We start from the raw sequence: 9863 nt of genomic DNA on the forward strand, positions 1-9863 counted from the left end.
CCAATCGGAATGCTGCCCTCGTCTGCCCGCGTAATCTCATGGGTGGTCGAGAACGTCGTCGCCTCGGTCGGGCCGTAGCCGTTGAGCAGGTGCTGAGGTGCGCCGTCCTTGAGGACCCGGGCGATCACGCTCGGATCGAGCACATCACCGCCGACAATCAGGTAACGCAGTTGCGGGAAGACCGGCAACAATCCTTCGGCGTACTGGTGGAACAACCCGGCGGTCATCCACAACACGCTGACTGCTTGTTCCTGCAACAACGCCGCGAAATCAGCTTGGGACAACAATGTGTCCTGATCGACCACCACCACTGCCCCGCCATTGAGCAAAGGTGCCCAGACATCGAGGGTGCTGGCGTCAAACGCCGGGTTCGAAGCAAACGCAACGCGGTCCTGCTGATTGAAATCGGCATAGCCGTTGTTGATCACCAGGCGCGTGATCGCCCGGTGCGGCACCAGTACGCCCTTCGGCGTACCCGTGGAGCCGGAGGTGTACATGATGTACGCCGCCGTCTCTGCGGATTGCTCCAACGCCGGGTTGTGATCCGGCTCGAGAATCAGATCCAGGGTGTCCAGATCCAGACGACGGGCGCCTTCCGGCACCTTGATCGAGGCCGCCGTCAGCACCAACGCCGCCCCGCTGTCCGAGATCATGAAGCCCTGACGGTCCAACGGCGCGTTGACGTCCAGCGGCACATACACCGCCGCGCACTTGCTGATTGCCAGTTGGCTGACCAGCAGGTCCACGGAGCGTTCCAGCAGGATCGCCACACGGTCGCCGGGGACTACCCCCAGGCCGATCAGATGATGGGCCAGGCGGTTGGCCCGTGCGTTCAGCCCGGCATAGCTGACCTGTTGCTGGCCGTGCGACGCCGCCAGGGCGTGCGGATGCGCCTGTACCCATGCCTCAAACACCTGATGCAGCGGTTGCAGTTGCGGGTAGCCCCGCGCCGTATCGTTGAACGTCTGCAACAACTGCCGGCGCTCATCGCTGCTCAAGATCGACAGGCGATTGGCTGCCGAATGCGGCGCCTGTTCCAACTGCTCGACCAGCCCGGCCAACGTCGTGCACACGTAGCCCAAGACCCGCTGCGCGCCGACCGAGCGCGGTGCCAGGGCACTGACACGGAAATCCTCGCCCACGTCATCCACCGAGAGAATCAGCGGGTAACTGTTGACCCCTTCGTTGGCGAGCATCTCGATGCCGTCCCAGGCGACGCGGCTGGCCTCACTGACGCTGGCCGAGGCATGACGGTAGTTGAGCAAGGCACTGAACAACGGTGCCGGCGCGGCCACGCCGCTGCAACGTTGCGCCAACGTCAGCGACGCATGCTCGTGAGCCATCAACTGACTCAAGGCCGCATGGGTGTTCTTGACCGCCGCCGTCAGGCTTTCATCCTTCAGGCGCACGCGCAGCGGCAAGGTGTTGATGAACATCCCCAGGGAACGCTCGGCGCCGTCGCCGGCCTGCAGGCGGCCGAGCAATACGGTGCCGAACACCACGTCATCACGGGCTGACACCGCGCCGATGACCTGGGCCCAGACCCAGTGATACAGCGTGGCGGCACTCACCCCCAACTGCCGTGCCTGGCGCCGCAGACGCTGGCTGAACGCAGCGCCCAGCCAGTGATCGACCTCCTCGGTGGCATCCCGCTCACTGTCGATGCGCTGCACGCCGAACGGCAGCGTCGGTTCGTCGACGTCGCCGAGCATCTCGCGGAAAAACGCTTCATGGGCGGCGCGGTCCTTGCCCTGGCGGGTCTGCGCCACATAGTTGCGGTACGGTACCGATGCACCCAGTTGCTGCTCGCGCCCGCTCATGTGCGCTTCGATTTCCGCCACCAGCACGCCCATGGAGGTCGCGTCGTTGACCAGGTGGTGGAAGGACAGCATGCCGATCCAACGCTGATGCTGCGGGTCATGGGCAAAGCCCAGGTGCATCATCGGTGCCTGGCGGATATCCATGCGGTGGCGGCCGAGGCTGAAGTGCTCACGCAACTGCGCCAGCACCTCACCCGCTTGTGGGACGAGTTCGTCCATCGTCAGCGGGGCCTCGCGCCAGACCACTTGCACCGGCACCTCCAGTTGCTCCCAGAACAGCCCGGTACGCAGGATGTCGTGGCGACCGATCACGTATTGCAGCGCCTGGGCGAACCGGTCCAGCCGCTGGCGGCCGTCGAACGCGAACAGCGCATGTTGCTGGTACGGGTCACCCTGTTCGGCGCTGATGTGGTGATACAACAGGCCCTCCTGCAACGGCGCCAAGGCATAGATGTCCTGCACGTTGGCCACACCACCCGGCACACTGGCGACAATCCGGTCGATGCTTGCCTGATCCAGCGCGGCCAGGGGCAGCAAGTCCGGAGTGATGCGGGTGCAACCGATGTCGATGCGATTGGCCGGTACCGCCACTTCGTTGCCGGCGCCCACCGCCGCCGCGAGGGCGGCCAGGGTCGGCTGGCTGAACAGCACGCGCACATCCGCCTGCAAGCCCGCCTGGCGCATACGTTCCACCAGGCCCACGGCCAGCAACGAGTGCCCGCCCAGCTCGAAGAAGTTGTCGTGGCGACCCACCTGTTCCAGTTTGAGCACCTCGGCCCAGATCTGCGCCAGGGTGGTTTCCACCTCGCCCTGCGGAGCTTCATAGCCGCGGCTGAGCATCGCGTCCTGATCCGGCTCCGGCAACGCCTTGCGGTCCAGCTTGCCGTTGGCGGTCAGCGGCAGCTGGTCCAGGCGCACATAGGCGACCGGCACCATGTACTCCGGCAAGCACGCTTGCAAACCGCTGCGCAGGGTGTCGATATCCAGCGCCGACTGTTCGGTGAAATACGCCACCAGGCGTCCGTCACGGGCCAGCACCACGGCTTCGCGGACGCCGGCCTGTTCGCTCAGGCGGGTTTCGATTTCACCCAGCTCGATACGCACGCCGCGGATTTTCACCTGATCATCGTTACGGCCCAGGTATTCCAGGGTGCCGTCTTCCAACCAACGTGCAAGGTCGCCGGTGCGGTACATACGCGCCTGCGGATCCGCACTGAACGGATCCTTGAGGAAGCGCTCGGCGGTCATCTCTGGGCGGTTCAGGTAACCCCGCGCCACCCCGGCACCTGCCACGTACAACTCTCCCGCAACGCCCAGGGGGACGGGCTGCTGGTATTCATCGAGCAGATACACCTGGGCATTGCTCACCGGCTTGCCGATATGCAGCACCTGCCCGGCGTCAACGCGCCCGGAGGTCGCCACCACCGTGGCTTCGGTCGGGCCGTAGTTGTTGATCAGGTTGAAACGCTGCGGCTTGTTGAACTGCCGCAAGCGGTCGCCGCCGATCAACAGCGTCTTGAGCGTCGGGTGTTGCAGGTCCTGACTGATGGCATATTCCGCCACTGGGGTGGGCAGGAAGCTCACATCCAGCGGTTGCGCCAACCACCACTGCAGCAGCGCGTCGATGTCTTCACCGCCCTCATAGGCCGGCGGCATATACAGAGTCGCCCCCACGCACAAGGCCGGCCAGACTTCCCAGGCCATGGCGTCGAAACCAAAACCGGCGACGCTCGACGTCTTGCCGCCGTGCCCCAGTTCAAACGTATCGCAGTGCCAGCTCACCAGGTTTTCCAAAGTGCGATGCTCCACCATCACGCCTTTGGGCAGGCCGGTAGAACCGGAGGTATAGATCACGTACGCCAGGTGTGCCTGGGTCAGGCCGGCAATCTGTGGGTTGCCTTTGGACGGGCCTTGCCACAGACGGCTGTCGAGTTCCAATACCGGCACGGTCAGGGTCGGCAGACGCTGCGCCAGCGCCGGCTGGATCAGCACGGCCACCGGTGCGCTGTCGCCGAGCAGGTAACTGAGGCGCTCGGCCGGGTGCGCCGCATCAATCGGCACATAGCACGCACCGGCCTTGAGAATGGCGACCAGGCCCACCAGCATTTCCAGGCTGCGCTGTGCACAGATCGCCACGCGATCGTCGGGTTGCACCCCGAGTTCGATCAACTGGTGCGCAAGTTGGTTGGCTTGGCGGTTCAGTTCGACGTAGGTCAGGCTTTGGCCCTGGTACACCGCCGCCAGCGTATGCGGGTACAACTCGACCTGCTGCTCGAAGCGTTGGTGAAGGGTCAGGCCGTGGGGATAGTCGACACGGGTGGCGTTGAAGCCTTCGAGCAACTGCCGACGCGCCTCGGCGGGCAGCACCGACAGGCTGTTCATCGCGGTGTGCGGGGCGTGTTCCAGCGCCTCGACCAGTTGCTCGACGACCCGGTTCACGTACTCGCAGAGGCGTTGCGCGCCAATCGATGCCAGCGCCAGTGCGCTCAGGCTGAAAGCCTCGCCCAAATCGTTGACGCTCAAGGTCAGTGGGTAGTTGGAACGCTCCCGCGCCTGTAACAACTCCATGCCTTGCCACGCACGACGCGACGCCTCGGTGATTTCAGCAGCATTGTCCGGCGTATGGCGGTAGTTGAACAACGCACTGAACAACGGCATGGACTGCGGCACAGCACTGCAACGCTGGACCTGGGCCAGTGAGGCCAGCTCATGGGCAAGCAAGCCCGACAGACGCGCATGGGTGGCCTTGACGGCCTCCTGCACGCCTTGGCCGCTGATATCGACGCGCAGCGGCAAGGTATTGATAAACATGCCCACCGCCCGGTCGGCGCCCTCACCGCCTTGCAAGCGGCCCATCATCACCGTGCCGAACACCACCCGCTCAGTGCTGGAAACCACCCCCAGCACACGTGCCCAGGCCAGGTGGAACAGGCTGGCCGGGCTGACGCCATTCTGGCGGGTCAGCACGCGCAAGCGTCGGCTCAAGCCGGCGTCCAGGGTCAGGTCGACCTCTTCGATATCGTAGCCGTCATCGCGCACGTCCTGCTGTGCGAACGGCAGGGTCGGCTCCTCGATATCGCCGAGCATGTCGCGAAAGAACGCCTCGTGTTCCTGCTCGCGACTGGCCAGGCGCGTCTGCACCACGTAGTTGCGGTAAGGCACCGAGGCGATCAGTTCATCGCCCTTGCCGAGCAGGAACGCTTCCATTTCCCGCCACACCACGTCCATCGCCATGTGGTCCATGATCGTGTGGTGGAACAGCAGCGTGGCGACAATGCGCTGGCCGGCCTCATCGTCGGCGTACACCAGTTGCATCAGTGGCGCCTGGGTCACGTTCAGACGATGGCGGCGCGGGTCGACGTGCGCCGCCAGTTGCGCGGCGATATCGCCGCCGCGCGGATCGAACTGCACCGCCCGGGTGACCATCCGCGCCTGTCGCCAGACCACCTGCACCGGCTGCTCCAGGCCCTCCCAGACAAACCCGGTACGCAGCACATCGTGGCGGTCGATAACCCGTTGCAAGGCTTCGGCAAACTGCTGCAGGCGCGCAAGATCGGCAAACGCGAACTGCCCCTGCTGCACGTACAGATCGCCCTGATCGGCGCTGATGTGGTGGTAAAGAATGCCTTCCTGCAGCGGCGCCAGCGGGTAGATATCCTGCACGTTGGCCGCGCCGCCGACGACGGTGGCGACGATACGGTCGATGCTCGGCTGATCCAGGGTCAGCAGTGGCAGCAAGTCCGGCGTAATGTGCGTGCACCCGGCCGGGATGATGTTGGCCGGCACCTGGATCTCGCGCCCGCTGCCCACGGCCGCGGCGAGCGCGGCCAGGGTCGGCTGGTTGAACAAGACGCGCACGTCGGCGTTGAGGCCGGCCTGGCGCATGCGTCCGATCAGGCTGACGGCGAGCAACGAGTGCCCGCCCAGTTCGAAGAAGTGGTCGTGGCGACCGACCTTGTCCACCTTCAGCACATCGGCCCAGAGCTGCGCCAGCAGGGTCTCGACCGCACCGCTGGGGGCTTCATAACCCCGTGCAATCACCGCTTCCATGCCCGGCTCCGGCAGCGCCTTGCGGTCCAGCTTGCCGTTGGGGCTCAGCGGCAGCGCCTCCAGCACCACATAGGCCTGCGGCACCATGTAGGTCGGCACAGACTGCTGCACATGCTCACGCAAGGCTTCGATATCGATCTGCGACTGCGCATCGCGCCGCGTGCAGTACGCCACCAGGCGCTCATCACGCACCAATACCACGGCCTCCTGCACAGCGCTATGCGCCGCCAGGTGCGCTTCGATTTCACCCAGTTCGATACGCAAACCACGCAACTTGACCTGATCGTCATTGCGTCGCACGTAGTCCAGCGTGCCATCGGCCAGGTAACGCACCAGGTCGCCGGTCTTGTACAGGCGCCCATTAGCGGTAAACGGGTCCGCCAGGAAGCGCTCGGCCGTCAAGTCATCGCGGCCCAGATACCCACGCGCCACGCCCGCGCCGCCGATGTACAACTCACCCACCACACCCAGCGCCACCGGCTCAAGGCGTGTGTCGAGCACATAGGCGCGGGCATTGGCGATGGGCTTGCCAATCGGCACCGACTCGACCGGCGCACTGCCGTCGCAGGTCCACGACGTGCTGTCGATGGTGGCTTCGGTCGGCCCATACAGGTTAACGATCCCGTGAGTGGTCAACGCCCGGGCCTGCATTGCCAGTTGCGGCTCCAGCACTTCACCGCCGCTGAACAGGTAACGGCAGCGCACGCCGCTGTCCGGCAGTTGCACCAGCAGGCGCAGCAGGCTTGGCACAAATTGCGCGACGCTGACCTGGTGCTCCACCAGGGTCTGCGCCATTTGCTCGACGTCCCTCGAGGCTTGCGCCGGCAACAGCACCAGGCGCGCGCCAATCGCCAACGGCGTCCAGATCTCCCAGACGGAGGCGTCGAAGGCCACCGAGGTACGTTGCAAGATCCGCTCGTTGGCATCAAAACCAAACGTGCGGGTCTGCCAGGTGATGTGGTTGACCAGCGAACCATGCTCCACCATCACCCCTTTCGGACGGCCGGTGGAGCCGGAGGTGAAGATCACGTAGGCCAGGTCATTCGGCCCGGCCACCGCGACCGGGTTGTGGCGTGGCTGTGCAGTCAACGACAGTGCGTCCAGGTCGACCTGTGCCACACCCGAATCCTCCAGCACCGTGCGGGTGGCTGCGTGGACCAGCACCGCCAGCGGCTGGCTGTCTTGCAGCGCCAGTGCCAGGCGTTGCGCGGGGTACTCGGGGTCGAGCGGTACATAGGCAGCACCCGACTTGAGGATGCCCAGCAGCCCGACAATCATCGCCAGGCTGCGCTCCATGCACAGCGCAACGCGTGCATCGGCCTGCACACCCAGGCTGCGCAAGTGATGCGCGACCTGGTTGGCCTGTTCGTTCAGTTCGCGATAGCTCAACGCCTGGTCGCCCAGCACTACCGCGACGGCATGCGGCGTGTGCAAGGCATGCGCCTCGATCATCTGCACCACGGTCAGGTCCCGTGGGTAATCCGCGTCGGTGGCGTTGAAATCCACGAGCAACTGGCGGGTCTGTGCCGGCGATAGGATCGACAGTTGCTCCAACGCCCGTTGTGGCGCGTGCTCCAGAGCATCGACCAGCTGTTCAAGCAGGGTCACGAGGTAACCGCAGATCAATTGCGGATCGACCGATGCAACCGTCAGTGCATCCAGGCTGAAGTCTTCGCCCAGATCGTTGACGCTCAGGCTGACCGGGTAGTTGGTGCGCTCCTCGGACGTCAGGAAGCGCATGCCGCGCCAGGCCTGCTCCATCTCGGCCGTCAGGCCGGCATGGGCCGCCGGGCTATGGCGATAGTTGAGCAGCGCACTGAACAGTGGGGTCGACTGCGCAACCCCACTGCAACGTTGCACCAGGGCCAGCGAGGCATGTTCATGCCCCAACAGGCCGGTCAGGCGTGCATGGGTCGCCTTGACGGCGGCCTGCACCCCCAAGCCTTCGGTTTCGACCCGCAATGGGAGGGTGTTGATAAACATGCCCAGCGACCGGTCAGCGCCGTCCCCGCCCTGCATGCGGCCCATCAGGACGGTGCCGAACACCACCTGCCGCGAGTCGGACACGCTGCTCAGCACCTTCGCCCACGCCAGATGGAACACGCTCGCGGCGCTGACCCCCAGCAGCCGCGCCCGCGCCCTCAGGCGCCGGCTCAAATCGGCGTCCAGAGCCAGCGAGGCTTCACGGATGGCATGGCCTTCGCCTTGTACGTCTTGCAAACCGAACGGCAAGGTCGGCTCCTCGATATCGCCGAGCATGTCGCGGAAAAACGCTTCGTGCTCCTGCTCACTGAGCCCCAGGCGCGCCTGAGCCACATAGTTGCGATACGGGATCGGCGCCGCCAATGGCTCGGACAGCCCCAGCAGGCTGGCCTGCATTTCCTGGCTGACGACCTCCAGGGCCGTATGGTCCAGCGCCAGGTGATGGAACAACAGGATCGCCACGATCCGCTGGTTGGCGCGGTCTTCGGCGTACACCAGACGAACCAGCGGCGCCTGGCTGACCTCCAGGCGGTAATGCCGGGCATCAAAACGCTCATGCAGTTGGCTGAGAATATCGCCATCGGCCGGGTCCAGGTCCACGGCCTGTACCGGCAACTCGGCTTTGCGCCAGACGACCTGGGCGGGAATGGCCAGGTCTTCCCAGACCACGCCGGTGCGCAGGATGTCATGGCGCTCGATCACCGACTGCAAGGCCTGGGCAAACGCCTGCAGACGCTCGATATCGTCGAATTCCAGCTGCGACTGCAGCAAGTACGGATCGCCCTGCTCCGCTGCGATGTGGTGGTACAGGATGCCTTCCTGCAACGGTGCCAGGGCGTAGATATCCTGCACGTTGGCCACGCCGCCCGGCACGCTGGCGACGATGCGGTCGATCGCCGCCTGGTCCAGGTCCGCCAGGGGCAGCAGGTCCGGGGTGATACGCACGCAATCGGGCGTGATCAGGTTGGCCGGTACGGCCACTTCGCGCCCACTGCCCACCGCAGCGGCCAGCGCTGCCAAAGTCGGCTGGCTGAACAACACGCGCACGTCGGCGCTGAGGTCGGCGCGGCGCATGCGTTCGATCAGGTTGACCGCCATCAGCGAATGGCCGCCCAGTTCAAAGAAGTTGTCGTGACGACCGACTTGCTCGACCTTGAGCAGGTCGGCCCAGATCTGCGCCAGTACGGTTTCCACTTCTCCTTGTGGCGCTTCGTAGCCACGGCTCAGCAGGGCTTCCTGGTCCGGTGCAGGCAGGGCCTTGCGGTCGACCTTGCCGTTGTTGGTCAGCGGCAGGCTGTCAAGGCGCACGTAGGCGGCCGGCACCATGTAGTCCGGCAACTGCGCGTGCAGATGCTCACGCAAGGCTTGGATATCGACGTTTTCACGCTCGGTGAAGTACGCCACCAGGCGCTTGTGCCCCGGTTCGTCCTGACGGGCGAGTACCACCGCGTCCTTGACCTGCGGGTGCTCACTCAGGCGCGTTTCGATCTCGCCCAGTTCGATGCGGAAACCGCGGATCTTCACCTGCTGGTCGTTACGGCCCTGATACTGCAAGGTACCGTCGGCACGCCAGGCCACCAGGTCGCCAGTGCGGTACATCAGCGCCCCGTCGTTGAACGGGTCGGCGAGGAATGTCTCCGCCGTCAGGTCAGCCCGGTTCAGGTAGCCCAGGGCAACCCCCTGGCCACCGATATACAACTCGCCAGTGACACCGACCGGCACCGGTTGTTGACGGGCGTCGAGCACATAAGCTCGGCTGTTGCCCACCGGGCGGCCAATCGGAATGCTGCCCTCGTCTGCCCGCGTAATCTCATGGGTGGTCGAGAAGGTAGTGGCTTCAGTCGGGCCGTAGCCGTTAAGCAGATGCTGGGGTGCACCGTCCTTGAGGACCCGAGCGATCACGTTCGGATCGAGCACATCGCCACCGACAATCAGGTAACGCAGTTGCGGGAAGACCGGCAACAATCCTTCGGCGTACTGGTGGAACAAGCCGGCGGTCATCCACAACAC

The 9863-nt window shown here is 65.0% G+C and carries 1 protein-coding gene; it reads right to left on the minus strand.

All coding sequences use genetic code 11. The annotated features are described in order from the left end of the window. On the minus strand, window positions 1–9863 hold a 9863-nt coding region (locus C9383_RS19555; RefSeq protein WP_146164716.1), incomplete at both ends, for a non-ribosomal peptide synthetase.

Source organism: Pseudomonas palleroniana, from assembly GCF_003031675.1.
Taxonomy (GTDB): domain Bacteria; phylum Pseudomonadota; class Gammaproteobacteria; order Pseudomonadales; family Pseudomonadaceae; genus Aquipseudomonas; species Aquipseudomonas palleroniana.